The organism is Streptomyces sp. NPDC050625 (genome assembly GCF_040654755.1).
Taxonomy (GTDB): domain Bacteria; phylum Actinomycetota; class Actinomycetes; order Streptomycetales; family Streptomycetaceae; genus Streptomyces.
On sequence record NZ_JBFAIQ010000007.1, the window covers coordinates 43592 to 62323 of the forward strand.

At 72.0% G+C, this 18732-nt stretch carries 17 protein-coding genes and 3 pseudogenes; 15 read left to right on the forward strand and 5 right to left on the reverse strand.

What is annotated here, in order from left to right:
• Positions 1-2: 2 nt before the first annotated feature.
• The gene (locus tag AB0I54_RS18195) at positions 3-1013 is read left to right on the forward strand and encodes an NlpC/P60 family protein (protein WP_363296996.1); all 1011 of its coding nucleotides are present in this window, start codon (positions 3-5) and stop codon (positions 1011-1013) included.
• Between the two features lie 29 nt (positions 1014-1042).
• A complete protein-coding gene (locus AB0I54_RS18200) occupies positions 1043-2236 on the forward strand; it encodes a hypothetical protein (RefSeq protein WP_363296997.1) in 1194 nt (397 codons plus the stop codon).
• Here the strand turns inward: AB0I54_RS18200 and AB0I54_RS18205 are convergent.
• Positions 2224-2754: a PadR family transcriptional regulator gene (locus AB0I54_RS18205; protein WP_363296998.1), complete on the reverse strand. Its 531-nt coding sequence runs from the start codon at positions 2752-2754 to the stop codon at positions 2224-2226. The two genes, AB0I54_RS18200 and AB0I54_RS18205, sit on opposite strands and share 13 nt — an antisense overlap.
• A gap of 105 nt (positions 2755-2859) precedes the next feature.
• On the opposite strand from AB0I54_RS18205, the gene AB0I54_RS18210 reads away from it, so the two are divergent.
• Complete coding sequence (locus AB0I54_RS18210) at positions 2860-4182, forward strand: MATE family efflux transporter (RefSeq protein WP_363296999.1); 1323 nt, start codon at positions 2860-2862, stop codon at positions 4180-4182.
• A gap of 29 nt (positions 4183-4211) precedes the next feature.
• On the opposite strand, the gene AB0I54_RS18215 is transcribed toward AB0I54_RS18210, so the two are convergent.
• Positions 4212-5447 (reverse strand): glycosyltransferase 87 family protein, encoded by a 1236-nt coding sequence (locus tag AB0I54_RS18215; RefSeq protein WP_363297000.1) that lies wholly within the window; start codon positions 5445-5447, stop codon positions 4212-4214.
• 128 nt (positions 5448-5575) lie between these two features.
• On the opposite strand from AB0I54_RS18215, the gene AB0I54_RS18220 reads away from it, so the two are divergent.
• Together AB0I54_RS18220 and AB0I54_RS18225 are read left to right on the forward strand one after the other, a co-directional pair.
• Positions 5576-6718 (forward strand): glycosyltransferase family 4 protein, encoded by a 1143-nt coding sequence (locus tag AB0I54_RS18220; protein ID WP_363297001.1) that lies wholly within the window; start codon positions 5576-5578, stop codon positions 6716-6718.
• A gap of 168 nt (positions 6719-6886) precedes the next feature.
• Complete coding sequence (locus AB0I54_RS18225; RefSeq protein WP_363297426.1) at positions 6887-8473, forward strand: GMC oxidoreductase; 1587 nt, start codon at positions 6887-6889, stop codon at positions 8471-8473.
• Between the two features lie 19 nt (positions 8474-8492).
• On the opposite strand, the gene AB0I54_RS18230 is transcribed toward AB0I54_RS18225, so the two are convergent.
• Positions 8493-10289, reverse strand: coding sequence for an AMP-binding protein (locus AB0I54_RS18230; protein ID WP_363297002.1), 1797 nt, complete (start codon positions 10287-10289; stop codon positions 8493-8495).
• 316 nt (positions 10290-10605) lie between these two features.
• On the opposite strand from AB0I54_RS18230, the gene AB0I54_RS18235 reads away from it, so the two are divergent.
• From AB0I54_RS18235 to AB0I54_RS18275, 9 genes and pseudogenes are all read left to right on the forward strand, one after another.
• Positions 10606-11403 carry a metallophosphoesterase gene (locus tag AB0I54_RS18235; protein ID WP_363297003.1) on the forward strand — a complete coding sequence of 266 codons (798 nt, stop codon included), beginning with the start codon at positions 10606-10608 and terminating at the stop codon, positions 11401-11403.
• Between the two features lie 122 nt (positions 11404-11525).
• Complete coding sequence (locus AB0I54_RS18240) at positions 11526-11969, forward strand: SRPBCC family protein (protein WP_263207848.1); 444 nt, start codon at positions 11526-11528, stop codon at positions 11967-11969.
• 43 nt (positions 11970-12012) lie between these two features.
• Complete coding sequence (locus AB0I54_RS18245) at positions 12013-13182, forward strand: ArsA-related P-loop ATPase (protein ID WP_363297004.1); 1170 nt, start codon at positions 12013-12015, stop codon at positions 13180-13182.
• Between the two features lie 241 nt (positions 13183-13423).
• Positions 13424-13579: pseudogene (locus AB0I54_RS18250) on the forward strand (ArsA family ATPase); the annotation flags it as partial.
• Between the two features lie 43 nt (positions 13580-13622).
• Positions 13623-13838, forward strand: a pseudogene (locus AB0I54_RS18255) (hypothetical protein); the annotation flags it as partial.
• Positions 13811-13975 (forward strand): annotated as a pseudogene (locus tag AB0I54_RS18260) (ArsA family ATPase); the annotation flags it as partial. The pseudogenes AB0I54_RS18255 and AB0I54_RS18260, both read left to right, overlap by 28 nt.
• Before the next feature lie 110 nt (positions 13976-14085).
• Positions 14086-14556, forward strand: a complete 471-nt coding sequence (locus tag AB0I54_RS18265) for a DUF5304 domain-containing protein (protein WP_363297005.1) — start codon at positions 14086-14088, stop codon at positions 14554-14556.
• A gap of 67 nt (positions 14557-14623) precedes the next feature.
• Complete coding sequence (locus AB0I54_RS18270) at positions 14624-15577, forward strand: ROK family glucokinase (RefSeq protein ID WP_363297006.1); 954 nt, start codon at positions 14624-14626, stop codon at positions 15575-15577.
• A 132-nt stretch (positions 15578-15709) separates the two neighbouring features.
• A complete protein-coding gene (locus tag AB0I54_RS18275; RefSeq protein ID WP_363297007.1) occupies positions 15710-16456 on the forward strand; it encodes an endonuclease/exonuclease/phosphatase family protein in 747 nt (248 codons plus the stop codon).
• 8 nt (positions 16457-16464) lie between these two features.
• Here the strand turns inward: AB0I54_RS18275 and AB0I54_RS18280 are convergent, their stop codons facing one another.
• Complete coding sequence (locus tag AB0I54_RS18280) at positions 16465-17022, reverse strand: hypothetical protein (RefSeq protein WP_363297008.1); 558 nt, start codon at positions 17020-17022, stop codon at positions 16465-16467.
• On the reverse strand, positions 17015-17794 hold the full coding sequence (locus AB0I54_RS18285) for an alpha/beta fold hydrolase (RefSeq protein ID WP_363297009.1): 780 nt from the start codon (positions 17792-17794) through the stop codon (positions 17015-17017). Before AB0I54_RS18285 ends, AB0I54_RS18280 begins: the two co-directional genes overlap by 8 nt.
• Positions 17795-17942: 148 nt before the next feature.
• On the opposite strand from AB0I54_RS18285, the gene AB0I54_RS18290 reads away from it, so the two are divergent.
• Complete coding sequence (locus AB0I54_RS18290; RefSeq protein ID WP_363297010.1) at positions 17943-18701, forward strand: lysophospholipid acyltransferase family protein; 759 nt, start codon at positions 17943-17945, stop codon at positions 18699-18701.
• Positions 18702-18732 lie beyond the last annotated feature (31 nt).

The following is an 18732-nucleotide window of genomic DNA, read 5'->3' on the forward strand; positions in this document are numbered from 1 at the left end:
CCGTGGGGTCCCATCGCCGCCTTGTACCGTCCGGGTTCAACCGGGGCGCCGTCGTCCTGTGCGTCCTGTCCGCCGCCGCCGCGGCCCTAGGCGCCGTACCCGCGGCCGCCGCGCCGCACGGCGACCCCCGTGCCGAGGTGGACCGCCTCTACCAGGAGGCGGAGAAGGCGACCGAGGCTTTCGACAGGGCCGGCGAACGCGCGGGCGTGCTGCGCAGGCAGGTCGGCGACGCACGGGACCACATCGCCCGTCAGCAGGAGCGCATCAACACCATGCGGGACGAACTGGGTTCGCTGGCCGGCGCCCAGTACCGCTCCGGCGGCATCGACCCCACCGTGGCCCTGCTCTTCTCCGACGACCCGGACGACTACCTCGACAAGGCGGCCACGCTCGACCGGATCGGCGCCCACCAGGCCGGCCGCCTCAGGGAACTCCAGTCGGCCCTGCGCGAACTCGCCCAGGAGCGCACCGAGACGGTCGGTAAGCTCACCGAGCTGGAGCGGAGCCGCAGGGCCGTCGCCGCGCACAAGCGGACCGTCGAGAAGAAGCTCGCCGAGGCCCGCAAGCTGCTCAACTCCCTGCCTGACGCGGAGCGCGCCGCCTACGAACGGGCCACCCGCGGCGCCCGCCCGTACATGCCGGAGCTCTCGGGCGCCGCCGCCCCGGCCGGCCGCGCGGCCGCCGCCCTCGCCGCCGCCCGCTCCGCCCTCGGCCGCCCCTACGTCTGGGGCGCCAACGGGCCCTCCGGCTTCGACTGTTCGGGCCTGATGCAGTGGTCGTACGCGCACGCGGGGGTCCAGCTGCCGCGCACCTCGCAGGAGCAGCGCTACGCGGGCCGGCGGATCCCGCTCTCCCAGGTGCGCCCCGGTGACCTGGTCGTCTACCGCTCCGACGCCGGTCATGTGGCGATGTACGCGGGCAACGGCCAGGTGATCCACGCGCCCCACCCCGGCGCACCGGTGCGCTACGACCCGGTCGGGATGATGCCCATCTCCTCGGTCACCAGGGTCTGATCCGGCGCGCCGGGCCGTACGATCGGGAAATGGCTGGTCTCAGACGGGCGTGGCGCTCGGGAGTGGTGGGACTCTGTCTGCTGCTCGTTCCCCTGACCGGGTGCGGCGGCGGACGGACGGCCGCCGACTCCGCGCGCACCGAGGTGCAGCAGGTGCTCGACCGGCGGGCGGCGGCGCTACTCGGCCACGACGAGACGGCGTACGGCAGGACGGGCTCGCGCACGCAGTACGAGAACCTCCGTACCGTCCCGCTGGACGACTGGAGCTACCGGCTGACCAGCCTGCACCGCACCGGCTCCACGGCCACCGCCGCCGCCGAGCTCCGCTACCGGCTGCGCGGCATCGACAGGGCCCCCGTGACCACCGGCCGCACGCTCACCCTGCGGCGCACGGCCGACGGGCAGTGGTACGTCGCCGCCGACAGGCCCGCGAAGAAGGCGGCCCAGCAACTGTGGGACCAGGGCGCGGTGACGGCCGTCAAGGGCGGGCACAGCCTGATCCTCGGGGTCGGACAGTCGACCGACATGCTGCACACCTACGCGCGGCTCGCCGACCGCGCGGTGCCCGCCGTCTCCCAGGCGTGGGGTACGCACTGGACGCGGCGGGTCGTCGTGCTCGTACCGCGGTCCCTGGAGGGCATGGCGGGCGTCCTCGGCTCACCCGTCTCCTCCTACCGCGGGATCGCCGCCGTCACCACCGGCGAGGCGGGCGGCTCCGGCCGGGCACCCGCGGACCGGGTGGTGATCAACCCGGAGGCGTACGCCCTTCTCGGCGACGTCGGCAAGCAGGTCGTGCTCACCCATGAGACGACCCATGTGGCGACCCGTGCGAACACCACCCCGGCCACGCCGCTGTGGCTGTCCGAGGGCTATGCCGACTGGGTCGGTTACCTCGGCACGGGCCGCACGCCCGGCGAGGCCGCGGCCGAGCTGGCGCGGGCCGTCCAGGAGGACCGGGTGCCGGCCGGTCTGCCCACCGACAAGGACTTCGGCTTCGACAGCAACCCCACCAGGCTCGCCCAGGCCTATGAGAGCGGCTGGCTGGCCTGCCGGATGATCGCCGACCGCTGGGGCGAGGTCCGCCTCGGCGAGTTCTACCGGGTCGTCGGCGGGCACGGGAAGCGGGCGGGCGCGGTCGAGGGCGCGCTGCGGAAGGTGCTCGGCACGACACCCGAGGCGTTCACCGCGCAGTGGCAGGACTACGTGCGGGCTCAGCTCGGCTGAGAGAGCAGGTCGAGGGCCTCGCGCAGCCACTCGCGCTCCGCCCGGCCCGTCGCCCGAGCCACCCGCAGCATGCCCTGCCGGAACAGATCGTCGGCCTCCTCGGCCCGTACGGGCTTCCCGTCCCGGTAGAAGAAGCTCGCCGGGGTCTCCAGGAAGTCGAGGCGGCGGCGGAGCACGGCGGCCCGCTCCGTCCGGTCCGGCAGGTGCCGCAGGAAGGCCAGCACCGTGTTGAACCGGACCTGGTCCGTGATGTCCGTCTGCTTGGGGTGCCGCAGCCGCTCATGGAGGTCCTCGCGGCCGGCGTCGGTCAGTGACAGCACCCGGCGCGGGGCGGCGCTCGCGCCCTCCGCCATGTGCTGGTCGAGCTTGCCCGCGGCCACCAGGCGGGTGATCGCCGGGTAGAGGGCGCCGTCGCTGACCGGGCGGACATGGCCGCTCAGTGCCTTGATGCGTTCCTTCAGCTCGTATCCGTGCAGGGGCTGCTCGGCCAGGAAGCCCAGGATCGACAGTTCGAGCACGCGGTTCCTCCTTGCGGACGTAGTGACCCCATGATACCTCTAATCGAGCTACCTCGATTAGAGGTAAGCGGCTGTCGACGCAGCCGTCACGAGGGGGTACGTACCATGACCAGTCACCGCAAGCAGCTCATATCGCTCGCCCACCCCGTCTACTTCTCGCTCCTCGCCTCCGTCGCCTCCGGGATCATCAACACCGTCTGGGTGTCCCGGCTCGGCGGAGCCGCGGTCGCCGCGGTCGCCGTCGCGACCAACACCGAGAACGTGCTGCTCGGCGTCGCCCTGGTCTTCGCCTCCGGCACGACCGTGCTCGTCGCGCATGCCGGAGGGGCCCGGGATCCGGAGGCCGTACGGGCCGCGGTACGCGGTGGCTGGGCGTTGTTCACGCTGGTCACGCCGGTGGTCGTGGCCGGCGGGCTGCTGCTGCGCGGGCCGCTGGCCGAGCTGGTGCTCGGTGCGGACGGGGGCGCCGCGCCGGCCCTCGCGGCCGCCTACTTCGCGATCTCCCTGCCGGGCATGGCCGTCTTCTTCGCCCAGCAGCTGGTGGACGGCATCCTCAAGGGCACCGGCGACACCCGCACCCCGATGCGGCTCGCCCTGCTGGCCAACGGGCTGATCCTGGTCTGCGACCCCGTCCTCATCCACCTGTACGGCGTCCGGGGCGCCGCCCTCTCGACCGTGCTGTGCCGCTGCGCCGCGCTCGCGGTGGGACTGCGCGCCCTGCGCCGGAACGCACTGCTGCGGACGGCGGCACGGGCCCGCCCCGCCGAGCCGGTACCCGCGGCCCTGCGCCGCACGCTGACCTGCGGGCTGCCCATGTCCGCCGACTTCACCGTGCGGCAGGGCGGGGCACTGGTGCTGGTGGCGATCGTGGCGCGGATCGGGGTGACCGCGGTGGCCGCCTACGCGATCGCGTACAAGGTGATGTACATCGCCACCATGGCCTTCTACGCCGTACGCCAGGCCGCCTCGATCCACACGGCACACACCCGCGGAGCCGGCCAGGACGCACGCCGGGACATCGGCCGACAGGCGGTGTTGCTCTCGGGAGCCCTGGGGCTCACGTCGGCCGCACTGTTCGCGGCCACGGCCCCGTGGATCATGGCCGCGTTCGGAGCCGGGCCCGACGTCGCCCACCAGGGCGTGCTCTTCCTGCGCTGCGTGGGCCCTTACCTCCTCCTGATGGCCTGCTTCATCGCACTCGGCGGAGTCTTCGAGGGCAGCGGCGGAGCACCGGCCCTGCTCCGCGTGACACTGCTGGGCACAGCAGTCCAGCTCCCCCTCGCCCACGCTCTGTCCCCACTCGGCCTCCCGGGCATCTGCCTGGCACTGGCACTGGCGATGACACTCCAGTACGGCTTCGCCACACTGCTGTTCGGACGGTCCCGGAACCGGGAGGAGTCGAAGACCCCGTTCACCCGGGCGGCTTGACCTGGCGGGGGACGTTGTCCCACGTCCGCTCAGGAGGACACCGGGGTCCCGTTCGTGTGGGTCGGCTGGCTCGGCAGCCGTGGGGTGCCGGGCGCGGAGACCGTGGTGTGCCACAGGGTGTGGGCGGCCAGGAGCGTGGCGGTGAGGAGCAGTCCGTTGCGCAGGAGCAGGAGGGTCGTGCCGTACAGGTCGCTGGCGACGACGTGGGCGAAGCCGATCGGGAACTCCAGGACCGTGACGAAGGCGGCCGTCACCAGCAGCAGGGCGGGCAGCCCCATGCGGCTCTGCCGGGAGCACAGGCAGACGGCGGCCAGGCCGATCAGCCACACCAGGTACTGCGGACTGATCACCCGGCTGGTCACCGTGAACATCAGCACCGCCGTGAAGGCCGCCTCCGCGAGCGCCTGCGGCGGGAAGCGGTTCGCCCGCAGCCGCCACAGCACCAGCCAGCCGAAGCAGGCGCCGGTGAGCGCCAGGGCGGCCGTGCTCACCAGGCCGACGTACGGCCCGAGGAACTCCACCGAGCCGTAGTTCAGCAGCACCTGGCCGTGCCAGCCGAAGTGCCGCGCCACATGGAAGACCAGCGCGCCCAGTGACTCCACCTCGGTGCCCCGGCCGCGCTGGGCGGTGAGGAAGGTGAAGGCGCCGGGCATGGCCGCCGAGAACAGCACCGCCAGCGCGCCCGCGGTCACCGCCGCCGCGGCCCACGCCCGGCGCCGTACGGCCCCCACGAGCAGCAGCACCGGCCACACCTTGACCATCGCGCCGAAACCCGCCAGCACGCCCATCACCCGGGGGTGCCGGGCTCCCGCGAGCAGCGCGGCGACCGCCACCGCGGTCACCATCAGGTCGTAGCGCGCGTACACCGTGGGCCCGAGCAGCGGGACGCCGGCCACCCACACCCAGGCCCCCCGCGATGACGCGTCGGGACGCCGGCCCGCGTACAGGAGCAGCGCCAGGGCGGTCAGGTCGGCCAGGCAGGCCAGGACGAAGAACGCCGTGGTGTAGCCGAGGAAGGGCAGGACGCCGGGGGCGAGGATCGCCAGCGCCGCCGCGGGCGGGTACTGCCAGGTCACGTCGCCCACCGGGAAGCTGCCGTGGCGCAGCACCTCGTACCAGCCGTGGTAGATCACGGACACGTCGGTCGTGACGTCCACCCCCGGGATGACGAACACCCTCACCACGAAGAGCACCAGCACCACCCGGGTGACGCCCCAGGCGCCCAGCAGCCACACCGGGGACCACCCCGCGCCCGTCCTGTTCACCTGAACCCCTGTTCGTCCGACTGCGGTGGGTGCGGCCCCATGATCCCCCGTCGGCCTGTGCGAGTGCCATGAAGCACGGCCGCGGGCGCCCGTGCCCCTCGTGCGCCGGTTGGGTAGGGTCGGCGGCGATGCACAAGACGCTGATCGTGACCAACGACTTCCCGCCCCGGCCGGGCGGCATCCAGGCGTTCCTGCACAACATGGCGCTGCGTCTGGACCCCGACCGGCTGGTCGTCTACGCCTCCACCTGGAAGCGGAGCCGGGAGGGCGTCGAGGCGACGGCCGCGTTCGATGCCGACCAGCCCTTCACCGTCGTACGCGACCGTACGACGATGCTGCTGCCGACGCCGGGGGTGACCCGGCGGGCGGTCGGGCTGCTGCGCGAGCACGGGTGCACCTCGGTGTGGTTCGGGGCGGCGGCCCCGCTCGGACTGATGGCCCCGGCGTTGCGCAGGGCCGGCGCCGAGCGGCTGGTGGCCACCACCCACGGGCACGAGGCCGGCTGGGCCCAGCTGCCCGCCGCGCGGCAGTTGCTGCGCCGGATCGGCGAGTCCACCGACACGATCACCTACCTCGGCGAGTACACCCGCTCGCGGATCGCCGGCGCGCTGACGCCGCGGGCGGCCGGCCGGATGGTCCAGCTGCCCCCGGGCGTCGACGAGAAGACCTTCCATCCGGAGTCGGGCGGCGACGAGGTACGGGCGCGGCTCGGGCTGACCGAGCGGCCGGTGGTGGTGTGCGTCTCGCGCCTCGTGCCGCGCAAGGGGCAGGACACGCTGATCCGGGCCATGCCGGCGATCCTCGCCAAGGAGCCGGACGCGGTCCTGCTGATCGTGGGCGGCGGGCCGTACGAGCGGGACCTGCGCCGGCTCGCCCGGGAGACCGGGGTCGCCGACTCGGTGCGCTTCACCGGGGCCGTGCCCTGGTCGGAGCTGCCCGCGCACTACGGCGCCGGGGACGTCTTCGCCATGCCGTGCCGGACCCGGCGCGGCGGGCTGGACGTCGAGGGGCTCGGGATCGTCTATCTGGAGGCCTCGGCCACCGGGCTGCCGGTCGTCGCCGGCGACTCGGGCGGGGCGCCCGACGCGGTGCTCGACGGGGAGACCGGATGGGTCGTGCGGGGCGGCTCCCCCGGGGACGCCGCCGACCGGATCGTCACGCTCCTCGGGGACCCCGAACTGCGCCGTCGGATGGGGGAGCGCGGGCGGCAGTGGGTCGAGGAGAAGTGGCGCTGGGACCTGCTCGCGGAGCGGCTCAAGGAGCTGCTGTGAAGCGGACCGAGGCGCTGCTGTAAAAGGCTGCTGCCCTGTAAGAAGCTGCTGCAAAGGTTCGATTCAGACCCTGCCGGTCCTCTAGGCGGAACCGGAAAATCCGCACATGCTGCGCGCATGACAGCAAAACTGATGCAGCGTCAGCTGACGAGACGTCAAATCCTGGGCATGGTCGCCCTCCAGACCGCCGCCACGGCCGGTCTCACCCGCATCGGTCTCCAGTCCGCCCACGCCGCCGAACCGGCCGCCGCCGAGAGCGCCCCCGCGATCGTCGTCGGCTCCGGCTACGGCGGCGCCGTGGCCGCCCTGCGCCTCGGCCAGGCCGGCATCCGCACCCTCGTGATCGAGATGGGCCGGCTGTGGAACACCGCCGGTTCCGACGGCAAGGTCTTCTGCTCCACCAGCGCCCCGGACGAGCGGTCCATGTGGTTCCGCACCCGCACCGAGGCACCGCTGGCCACGTTCCTGTGGCTGGACCTCGTCAACAAGAACATCAGCTCCTACCCGGGCGTCCTGGACCGGGTGCACTACGACAACATGTCCGTGTACGTCGGGCGGGGTGTCGGCGGCGGCTCCCTGGTCAACGGCGGGATGGCGGTCACCCCGCTCCAGTCGTACTTCACCGAGCAGTTCCCGACCGTGGACGCGGCGGAGATGTACGGCACGTACTTCCCGCGCGCCCGTTCCATGCTCGGCGTGAACACCGTCGACCCGGCCTGGTTCGAGTCGACCGAGTGGTACAAGTTCGCCCGCACCTCCCGTAAGGCCGCCGCCAACGCGGGCCTGAAGACCACCTTCGTGCCCAACGTCTACGACTTCGGCTACATGCAGCGCGAGGCGGCCGGCACGGCCACCAGGTCCGCGCTCGCCGGCGAGGTCATCTACGGCAACAACTACGGCAAGCGCAGCCTCGACAGGACGTATCTCGCCGCCGCGCTCGGCACCGGCAACGTCACCATCCACACGCTGGAGAAGGTGAAGGCCGTCAGCCGGGCGGGCGACGGGACGTACGTCCTGACCGCCGACCGGATCGACGCCACGGGCGCGGTCGTCGAGACCAAGCAGTACAGCTGCACCTACCTCTTCCTGGGCGGCGGCAGCCTCGGCACCACCGAACTCCTGGTCCGCGCCCGGGACACCGGCACCCTGCCCGACCTGAACTCCAGCGTGGGCGCCGGCTGGGGCACCAACGGCAACACCATGCTCGGGCGCGCCAACCACATCTGGGACACGGTCGGCGCCAACCAGGCGACCATGCCCGTCCTGGGCATCGACGACTGGGCCAACACCGACAACCCGGTCTTCGCCGAGATCGCCCCGCTGCCCATGGGCTTCGAGCACTGGGTCAGCCTCTATCTGGCGATCACCAAGAACCCGGAGCGGGCGAGATTCACCTACGACGCGGCCTCCGGCTCCGTGAAGCTCGGCTGGACCCCGGCCCAGAGCGCGGTGTCGGTCGGCATGGCCAAGAAGCTGTTCGACCGGATCAACCTGGCCAACGCCACGATCTACCGGTACGACCTGTTCGGCTCGACCAGCAAGGTCTTCGCCGACGACTTCACGTACCACCCGCTGGGCGGCTGCGTGCTGGGCAGGGCCACCGACGACTACGGCCGGGTGAAGGGCTATTCGAAGCTGTACATCACCGACGGCTCGCTGGTGCCCGGGTCGATCGGGGTGAACCCCTTCGTCACCATCACCGCGCTCGCCGAACGCACCATGGCGCGGGTCCTCGCCGAGGACACCGCGCCATGACGCACCGACAGCAGGACCGCTACTTCCGGTAGATCGCCTCGATCTCGTCCGCGTAGTCCTTCGCCACCACATTGCGCTTGAGCTTCAGGGACGGCGTCAGGTGGCCCGACTCCTCCGAGAACTGGGAGGACAGAATGCGGAACTTCCGCACCGATTCCGCCTTCGACACCGCGGCGTTGCCGTCGTCGACCGCGTCCTGGATCGCAGCGACGAGATCCGGGTCCTCGCGCAGCGACGCCGCGGTGGAGCCCGCCGGCTTGCCGTGCTCGGCGGCCCAGCGGCCCAGGAACTCCTCGTCGATGGTGACCAGCGCGCCCACGAACGGCCGCCCGTCGCCCACCACCATGCACTCCGCGACCAGCGCGTGCGCCCGGATACGGTCCTCGATCACGGCCGGGGCGACGTTCTTGCCGCCCGCGGTGACGATGATCTCCTTCTTGCGGCCGGTGATCCTGAGGTAGCCGTCCTCGTCGAGGGTGCCGATGTCACCGGTGTGGAACCAGCCGTCGGCCAGCGCCTCGGCGGTCGCGGCCTCGTTGTTCCAGTAGCCCTTGAACAGGTGCTCGCCGTGCAGCAGCACCTCGCCGTCGTCGGCGATGCGCACGACCGAGCCGGGCAGCGGCTGGCCGACCGTGCCGATCTTCTGCCGGTCCCACGGGTTGAACGCGGTCGCCGCACAGGACTCGGTCAGGCCGTAGCCCTCCAGGACCGTGAAGCCGATACCGCGGAAGAAGTGGCCCAGACGCTCGCCCAGCGGGGCGCCGCCCGAGATGGCGTACTCGCCCCGGCCGCCGAGCACCGCGCGCAGCTTGCTGTAGACGAGCCGGTCGAACACCTTGTGCTTGATCTTCAGACCGATGGACGGGCCCGACGGCGTGTCCAGCGCCTTGCTGTACGCGATCGCCGTGTCCGCCGCCTTGTCGAAGACGGCGCCCTTGCCGTCCGCCTGCGCCTTGGCGCGCGCCGAGTTGTAGACCTTCTCGAAGACGCGCGGGACGCCCAGGATCAGGGTCGGCCGGTACGCGGCCAGCTCGTCGGTGAGGTTCTTGATGTCCGGGACGTTGCCCAGCTTGATCGGCGCCATCATCGGCGCGACCTGGACCAGCCGGCCGAAGACGTGCGCGAGCGGCAGGAAGAGCAGGACGGAGCACTCACCGGTGCGGAACAGCGGCCGCAGCCGCTCCACGATGTTCCCGCACTCGGCGAAGAAGCTGCGGTGGGTGAGGACACAGCCCTTGGGCCGGCCGGTGGTGCCGGACGTGTACACGATGGTCGCCGGGTCGTCGGCCCTGGCGCGCGAGCTGCGCTCCTCGACGGTGGCGTCCGTGACGTCCTGGCCGAGCCGGCCCAGCTCCTCCACGGCGCCGGCCTCGATCTGCCAGACGTGCTTGAGGGCGGGCAGGCGGTCGCGCACCGAGTCGACGGCGGCGGCGTGGGTGTCGAGCTCGACGATGCACGCGGTGGCACCGGAGTCGCTCAGGATCCACTGCACCTGCTCCGGCGAACTGGTCTCGTACACCGGCACGGTGATCGCGCCGGCGCTCCAGATCGCGAAGTCGAGCAGGGTCCACTCGTAGCGGGTACGGGACATCAGGGCGACCCGGTCGCCGGGCTGCACACCGGAGGCGATGAGTCCCTTGGCCGCGGCGCGCACCTCGGCCAGGAACGCCGTGGCCGTCACGTCCTGCCAGACACCGTCGACCTTGCGGGCGATGACGGCGACGTCGGGATGCTGCGCGGCGTTTCTGCGGACGATGTCGGTCAGATTGCCGTCCGCAGGGACCTCGTACAAAGCCGGAAGGCTGAACTCGCGCAAGACTGCTGCTCCTCATAGGGCGCCGGCGCCACGACGTTGTGCGATGCGACGGTGCGGTCCAAGGCTCGGGCAGGTACTCCGGTTGTCCACCACGAACCTTGAGGATCAGTGGTTGAAATCCAGAGCACGACTGGACTGCCCGGACGTTACCCGCCGGTATGGCTTTTTCGACAGGGGTTCCCGGCGAGATGTTCGCTGCGTCACACAGACTGGTGTTCCTTCGCGTACGGTAGTCCACCCCCTTACTGACTGGCCAGTAACCGCAGGTCCGACCGTCACTGTTCACCTGTGCCGCACACGCCTACCCTTGATCACCATGGCACCCACACCCGCCGGTAACCGAAGGACGCGCATCCATGTGGTCAGCGATGTGCACGGCAACGCCCATGATCTGGCCAGCGCCGGTGACGGCGCCGACGCCCTGATCTGTCTGGGCGACCTCGTGCTCTTCCTGGACTACGCCGACCACTCGCGCGGGATCTTCCCCGACCTGTTCGGCGTGGCGAACGCCGACCGCCTCGTCGAGCTGCGCACCGCCCGCCGCTTCGAGGAGGCGCGGGAGTTCGGGGCCCGGCTGTGGGCGGGCATGGGTGCCGACCGCGCCTCCGCGATCGAGAAGGCGGTGCGCAAGCAGTACGCCGAGATGTTCGCCGTGTTCCCGACGCCGACGTACGCGACGTACGGCAATGTCGACATGCCCCCCCTGTGGCGGGAGTACGCCGGTCCCGGCACCACGGTCCTGGACGGACAGCGGGTGGAGATCGGGGGCTGGACGTTCGGCTTCGTCGGCGGCGGACTGCGCACCCCGATGCGGACGCCGTACGAGATCAGCGACGAGGAGTACGCGGCGAAGATCGAGGCGGTCGGCGAGGTCGACGTGCTGTGCACGCACATACCCCCGGAGGTCCCGGAACTGGTGTACGACACCGTCGCGCGCCGCTTCGAGCGCGGCAGCCGCGCCCTGCTGGACGCGATACGCCGCACCAGGCCCCGCTACGCCCTGTTCGGGCACGTCCACCAGCCGCTGGTGCGGCGGATGCGGATCGGCGCGACCGAATGCGTGAACGTGGGGCATTTCGCCGGGACGGGACGGCCCTGGGTACTCGAATGGTGAACGACCCCAGATGGGGTGAAGGCGCCTGGTCGGGCGCGCGGTAGCCTTCACGCTGCACACACGTGCGCACGCTCGCGCACGTCGCACCCGACTAACGGCCCGCATCTGGAGGAGCCACGGCGATGGCGGAACACACCAGTTCGAGCATCACGATCGAGGCGGCTCCGGCCGACGTCATGGCGGTGATCGCCGACTTCGCCCGCTACCCGGACTGGACCGGCGAGGTGAAGGAGGCGGAGGTCCTCAAGACCGACGACCAGGGCCGCGCCGAGCAGGTCCGCCTCGTCATGGACGCCGGGGCCATCAAGGACGACCAGACCCTGGGCTACACCTGGACCGGCGAGAACGAGGTCTCCTGGACCCTGGTGAAGTCCCAGATGCTGCGCTCCCTGGACGGCTCGTACCTCCTCAAGCCCGCCGGGGCCGGCGCCACCGAGGTGACGTACCAGCTCACCGTCGACGTCAAGATCCCCATGCTCGGCATGATCAAGCGCAAGGCCGAGAAGGTCATCATCGACCGGGCGCTGGCGGGGCTGAAGAAGCGGGTGGAGTCGCCCGAGAAGTAGGCGCGACGTCCCGGGGCGGCGCGCGGCGGTACCGTTCACCCTCATGCGCACCATCCTGATCACGGGCCCGGGCGGCTGTGGACGTACCACCCTCGCCGCCGCCACCGCCCTGCGTGCGGCGGGCGAGGGCAGCGACACCCTCGTGCTGAGCGCGGACCGCACGGACACCCTCGGTGCGGCGCTGGGCACGGCGACGGGACCCGCCCCGGCGCGGATCGCGCCGCACCTCACCGCGTGGCGCCCCGACGCGGCCGAACGCTTCCGGGACGACCTCACCGCGTTCCAGTCCCGCGCCGCGAACGTCCTCGACCTCCTCGGCGCCTCCCGCCTGGACGCCGAGGAAGTCACCCCCCTCCCCGGCGCCGAGGAACTGTCCTTCCTGCGCGCCCTGCGGGACGCCGCCCTGTCCGAGCGCTACGACCTCCTGGTCGTCGACCTCCCACCCACCCCGCAGGCCCTCGCCCTGCTCGCCCTGCCCGAGGAACTGCGCCGCTACCTGCGCAGGCTGCTGCCGCCCGAGCGGCAGGCCGCCCGCGCCCTGCGCCCCGTCCTCGGCCGGCTCGCCGGCGTCCCCATGCCCGCCGACTGGCTCTACGAGACGGCCGCCCGCTGGGACCTCGAACTGGCCGCCGTCGAGGCCGTCGTGGCCGACCGCGCCACGTCCGTACGGCTGGTCGCCGAACCGGGACCGGCCGGCGCCGACGCCGTCCGCGCCGCCACCCTCGGCCTCGCCCTGCGCGGTCTGCGCACCGAGACCCTGGTCGCCAACCGCGTGCTGCCCGAGAACGCGTCCGACACCTGGCTCGCCGGACTCGTCGCCCAGCAGCGCAAGGCCCTCGCCGACTGGCAGGAGTCCTACGACGTCCACCCGGTCGCCCACCTCGGCCGCGACCCGCACGGCCACGACGACCTGGCCGAGCTCGCCGTGCCCGCCGTCAACCCGGCGCCCACCCCCGTCGAGTGGCCCGTCACCGACCGGATCGCCGAGGACGGCGTGCTCGTCTGGACCGTCCCGCTCCCCGGCGCGATACGCGACGAACTCGACCTCGTCCGGCGCGGCGACGAAATCGTGATCACGGCCGGCCGCTTCCGCCGGATCGTGGCCCTCCCGTCCGCCCTACGCCGCTGCACGGTCGCCGGCGCGGCCCTGCGCGAGGGCGAACTGCGCATCCGATTCGCCCCGGATCCGCGCCTGTGGCCGCGCGGGCAGTGATTCCCGCTCGCCGGGCGGCGGGGCGGGGGCCGAGTCCGGCCGAGGTGAGGGGATCGTGATGACGCAGGGCCGGTTCCGTCGGTTCGCGGCGCTTCCGTCGGCTCTGCGGCGCTGCACCAGTGCCGGCGCGGCGCGGAGCTGCGCGAGGGGGAGCTGTATCCGGCTTGTGCGGGTTCCGGGTTTGTGGCCCGCGGGTAGTGGTTCCCGTTCGTCGGGTGGCGGGGCGGGGGCCGAGTCCGGCCGAGGTGAGGGGATCGTGATGACGCCGGGCCGGTTCCGTCGGTTCGCGGCGCTTCCGTCGGCTCTGCGGCGCTGCACGGTCGCCGGTGCGGCCCTGCGCGAGGGCGAACTGCGCATCCGGTTCGCCCCGGATCCGGGCCTGTGGCCGCGCGGGTAGTGGTTCCCGTTCGTCGGGTGGCGGGGCGGGGGCCGAGTCCGGCCGAGGTGAGGGGATCGTGATGACGCCGGGCCGGTTCCGTCGGTTCGCGGCGCTCCCGTCGGCTCTGCGGCGCTGCACCAGCGCCGGCGCGGCGCTGCGCGAGGGGAGCTGTATCCGGCTCGTGCGGGTTCCGGGTTTGTGGCCGCGCGGGCCGTGGTTCCCGCTCGTCGGGCGGCGAGGCGGGGGCCGATCCGGCGTGGCGACGGGGTCGGGATGACGGTCGGCCCGTTGCGGCGGATCGTGGCCCTCGCGGTCGCCCTGCGTCGCTGTACCGTCGGCGGTGCGGGGTTGTGCGAGGGGGAGTTGCGTATCCGGTTCGCGCCGGATCCGGGTCTGTGGGCGCGCGGGAAGTGATTCCTGCTCGCCCGGCGCCGGAGCGGCGGCCGATCCGGCCGCGCCGACGGTGAACCCCGCACGCCCATTCGGGTAACGTCGTAGAGACGAACCGTAGTCAGGAGTCCGTCATGAGCGAAGAGCGCCCCACACCTGACGCCCCCGAGGCGGACGAAGAGGTTCGGGCGACCGACGCCGATGCCTGGTCCAAGGCCTGCGCCGAGGACCTGGAGGCCGAGCGGGCCCGCCGTCGTGCCCAGTACGGCTCTCCTCAGGGATCGGCCGCCGAGGAACTGCGCAAACTCGTCGACGCCGTCGCCGACAAGCTGTCCGGCCTCCAGTCCCCGCTCCTCGGGGCGGTCGCCGGGCCCGCCGCACAGCAGATGGTGCGGCAGGTGGTCCAGCAGGCCAAGGCCGCCGTCGAGCCCGTCATGGAGCGCAACCCAGATGTCTTCGACCACCTCGCGGCGGCCGGCAACGAACTGCTCGCCGCGTACCGCTCCGCCGTCCAGGCACAGGAACAGCGCTGGACGTCCCGCACGGAAGACCTGAAGGACCGGGGCGACGGCACCGGCTCAGGAGAACGCATCGACTTGGACTGACAGCCCCCGCCGGTAGGGCCTCGGGTACGGTTGGCCGTAGCGGGGCTCGACCGAAACTGAGGGATTCATGGGACTCACCATCGGCGTCGACATCGGCGGCACGAAGATCGCGGCCGGCGTGGTCGATGAGGAAGGCAACATCCTCTCGACCCACAAGGTGCCGACCCCGGGCACGCCCGAGGCGATCGTGGACGCCATCGCCTCGGCCGTGGAGGGCGCACATGCGGGTCACGACATCGTCGGCGTGGGCATCGGTGCGGCCGGTTACGTGAACCGGCAGCGCTCGACCGTCTACTTCGCCCCCAACATCGACTGGCGCCAGGAGCCGCTCAAGCAGGAGGTCGAGGCCCGCGTGGGCCTCCCGGTCGTCGTCGAGAACGACGCCAACGCGGCCGCGTGGGGCGAGTACAAGTTCGGCGCGGGCAAGGGCCACCGCAACGTCATCTGCATCACCCTCGGCACCGGCCTCGGCGGCGGCATCATCATCGGCAACAAGCTGCGCCGCGGGCACTTCGGCGTGGCCGCCGAGTTCGGCCACATCCGGATGGTCCCGGACGGCCTGCTGTGCGGCTGCGGCTCGCAGGGCTGCTGGGAGCAGTACGCCTCCGGCCGTGCCCTGGTCAGATACGCCAAGCAGCGCGCCAACGCCACCCCGGAGAGCGCCGAGATCCTGCTCGGCATGGGCGACGGCACCCCCGAGGGCATCGAGGGCAAGCACATCTCCATGGCCGCCCGCCAGGGCGACCCGGTCGCCGTCGACTCCTACCGCGAGCTGGCCCGCTGGGCCGGTGCGGGCCTGGCCGACCTGGCCTCCCTCTTCGACCCCTCCGCGTTCATCGTCGGCGGCGGCCTCTCCGACGAGGGCGAGCTGGTCCTCGACCCGATCCGCAAGTCGTACAAGCGCTGGCTGGTCGGCGGCAACTGGCGCCCCGTCGCCGACGTGATCGCCGCCCAGCTGGGCAACAAGGCGGGCCTGGTGGGCGCGGCCGACCTGGCCCGGGAGCCGGACCCGATCATGTAAGTGACCTGTGCTGTGCAGGGGCGCGAGGCTGTGTAGATCTGCGGCTCCGCCGCGTGGGCGCGACAAGCCACGACGAACCGTCAGTCGCGCACGCACCTCGCGCCCCGAGCTACTGGGCGTACATTGATCCACATGGCGCTGCTCCCCAACTCCCGCACGGAGCCAGACGGTTCCGCGGTCATCCGCGTCCTCAGCTACAACATCCGCTCGATGAGGGACGACACCGCCGCCCTCGCCCGTGTGATCACCGCCTGCGCCCCCGACCTGGTCCTCGTCCAGGAAGCCCCCCGTTTCTTCCGCTGGCGCAAGAAACTGGCCCGGCTCGCGGCCGCGTCCGGGCAGGTGATCCTCACCGGGGGCGCCACCGCGGCGGGACCGGCGATCCTGTGCGGCCTGCGGGCCACCGTCGAGCGGACGGAGGACGTACTCCTCCCGCTCACGCCGGGACTGCACAGACGGGGCTTCGCCACCGCCGTCGTCAAGTTCGGCGGCGCCCGGCTCGGCGTCCTGAGCTGTCACCTCAGCCTGCAGCAGGACGAGCGTCACGAGCAGGCCGGCATGCTCCTCGACCGGCTGGCCGGGATGGGCGTGGAGCACGCCGTCGCGGGCGGCGACCTCAATGAACGCCCCACCGGACGCACCTTCCGGCGCCTGGCCGACGGACTGACGGACTGCTGGGCCACCGCGCCCTGGGGCAGCGAATACACCTCCACCCCGACCGACCCCCACCAGCGCATCGACGCGATCTTCGCCACCAAGGGCATCGAGGTACTCGGCTGCGGGGTACCCCTCGGCCACCCCGGAGTGACCCGGGCAGACCTGAGGGCGGCCACGGACCACCTTCCGGTCCTGGCCGCCCTCAGAATCCCAGCGGTGTAAGGCGTCGCTCAGACGACTGCGCCCCGCCCAGGGTCACCATCCTCGTCGTCGTCCGTCTTCATCCGTGTCACCAGCGTGACGAAGCCGCCGAGGAAGCCGCCGATGCCGAGCGTCGTCAGCCACCACGTCATGTCCCAGCCGAGCAGCACGGCCAGCAGGAGCAGGATCGGGCCGCCGACCACCCCCAGCCAGGCGAACTTGGCGGTCGTGTCGGCGGCGGGCAGCGGCGGCGGCTCGGGCGGCACGAAGTGGCCCTCGTCGTCCTCGTCGAAGTCGTCGTCGGACGGCTCCGGCGCCGCGTAGTCGCGCGGCCCGACGCCGGGCGCGAAGGAGACGGAGCTGCCCAGCGGCTTCGCGGGCTGCTGTGCCTCGGTGTCGTCGTCCTCGTCCGGCCCGGTCTCGGGCAGCGCGAGATCCTCGATCGACTTGAACGGCCTGGCGCCCGGCGGGTCCGGCGGTTCAGCGCCGTATCCGGCGACGATCGCCGCCCAGGCCGCCTCCTCGTCGAAGGGCACGCCCTTCTCGTCCGGCTCGCGGTCCTCGCGGTCGGAGTCGTGCTCAGCCAACTGAGGCCGTCCCTTCCTTGCCGACACTGGGTGCGAGCCGGCCGATGAAGGCGAGGCTCTCCTCGAAGATCCGGTCCGCATCGTGGTCCAACGTCGCCACGTGGTAACTCTGTTCCAGCACGACCTCCGTTACGTCCAGGGAGGACACCCGGCTCAGGATGCGGGCCGAGTCGGCCGGCGGCACCACATGGTCCTGGGCGCTGTGCAGGAGCAGCAGAGGCTGGGTCACCTGCGGGAGCTCGCCGTCCAGCAGCCGGAAGTAGGTGCGCAGGGAGTGGGCCGCGTGCAGCGGCACCCGGTCGTAGCCCGTCTCCGCGGCGCCCGGCTTGGCGATGTCGCTGGCGATGCCCTTCGTCGTCCGCACGAGGTGCCGGGCCACCGGAAGGGCGTACGCCGACAGGCCGTGCACCTTGTTCGCCGGGTTGACGACCACCACGCCGTCGACCGCCTCCCCGTGCTTCGCGGCCAGCCGCAGGGCGAGCGCGCCGCCCATCGACAGGCCGGCCACGAACACCCGCGCGCAGCGCTCGCGCAGCACGCGCAGCTCGCGGTCCACCTCCGCGTACCAGTCCTGCCAGCCCGTGAGCTGCAAGTCCTCCCAGTGCGTGCCGTGCCCGGGCAGCAGCGGCAGCGACACGGTCAGGCCCCGCGCGGCATGATGCTCCGCCCAGGGGCGCAGCGACTGGGGCGAGCCGGTGAAGCCGTGGCAGAGGAGAACACCAACCTCCCCGCCCTCGTGGCGGTACGGCTCGGCTCCGGGGAGAACCGGCACCTTTCGGTCTCCTGTCCATGAGAAGGGCGTGAACGACTCCGGTGTGCTTCACCGTACGCGACCGCACTGACACCGACCAGGGTCGTCGGCTCCTTTGCGAGCGCTCCGGGTTAAGGTCTGATCTACGGAAACAGGAGGCACTCGGTTGTTGTACGGCACGATGAAGGTCGCCATCGGGGGACCGCTGAAGGTCGCCTTCAGACCCTGGGTGGAAGGCCTGGAGAACATTCCCGCCGAGGGTGCCGCCATCCTGGCGAGCAACCATCTCTCGTTCTCGGACTCGTTCTTCCTGCCCGCGGTCCTCGACCGCAAGGTCACCTTCATCGCGAAGGCGGAGTACTTCACGACGCCCGGCGTGAAGGGACGGCTGACGGCGGCCTTCTTCAAGGGCGTCGGCCAGCTCCCGGTGGACCGCTCCGGCGCGCGCGGCGCGGGCGAGGCGGCGATCAAGAGCGGCATAGAGGTCCTGGAGCGCGGTGAGCTGTTCGGCATCTACCCGGAGGGCACCCGCTCGCCCGACGGCCGCCTCTACCGCGGCAAGCCCGGCGGCCTCGCCCGCGTGGCCCTCGCCACCGGCGCGCCCGTCATCCCCGTCGCGATGATCGACACCGAGAAGATCCAGCCGCCCGGGAAGGTCGTCCCGAAGCTGATGCGGCCCGGCATCCGCATCGGCAAGCCGATCGACTTCAGCCGCTACCAGGGCATGGAGCACGACCGGTTCGTGCTCCGCGCGGTGACCGACGAGGTCATGTACGAGATCATGAAGCTCTCCGGCCAGGAGTACGTCGACATCTACGCGACCGCCGCCAAGCGGCAGATCGCGGAGGCGGCGAAGGCCTCGAAGGAAGCCGAGAAGGCGGAGAAGCAGAAGGCCGAGAAGGCGGAGAAGCAGAAGAAGGAATCCTAGACAGGGGGCCCGGGCGGGGGAGTCCGGGACC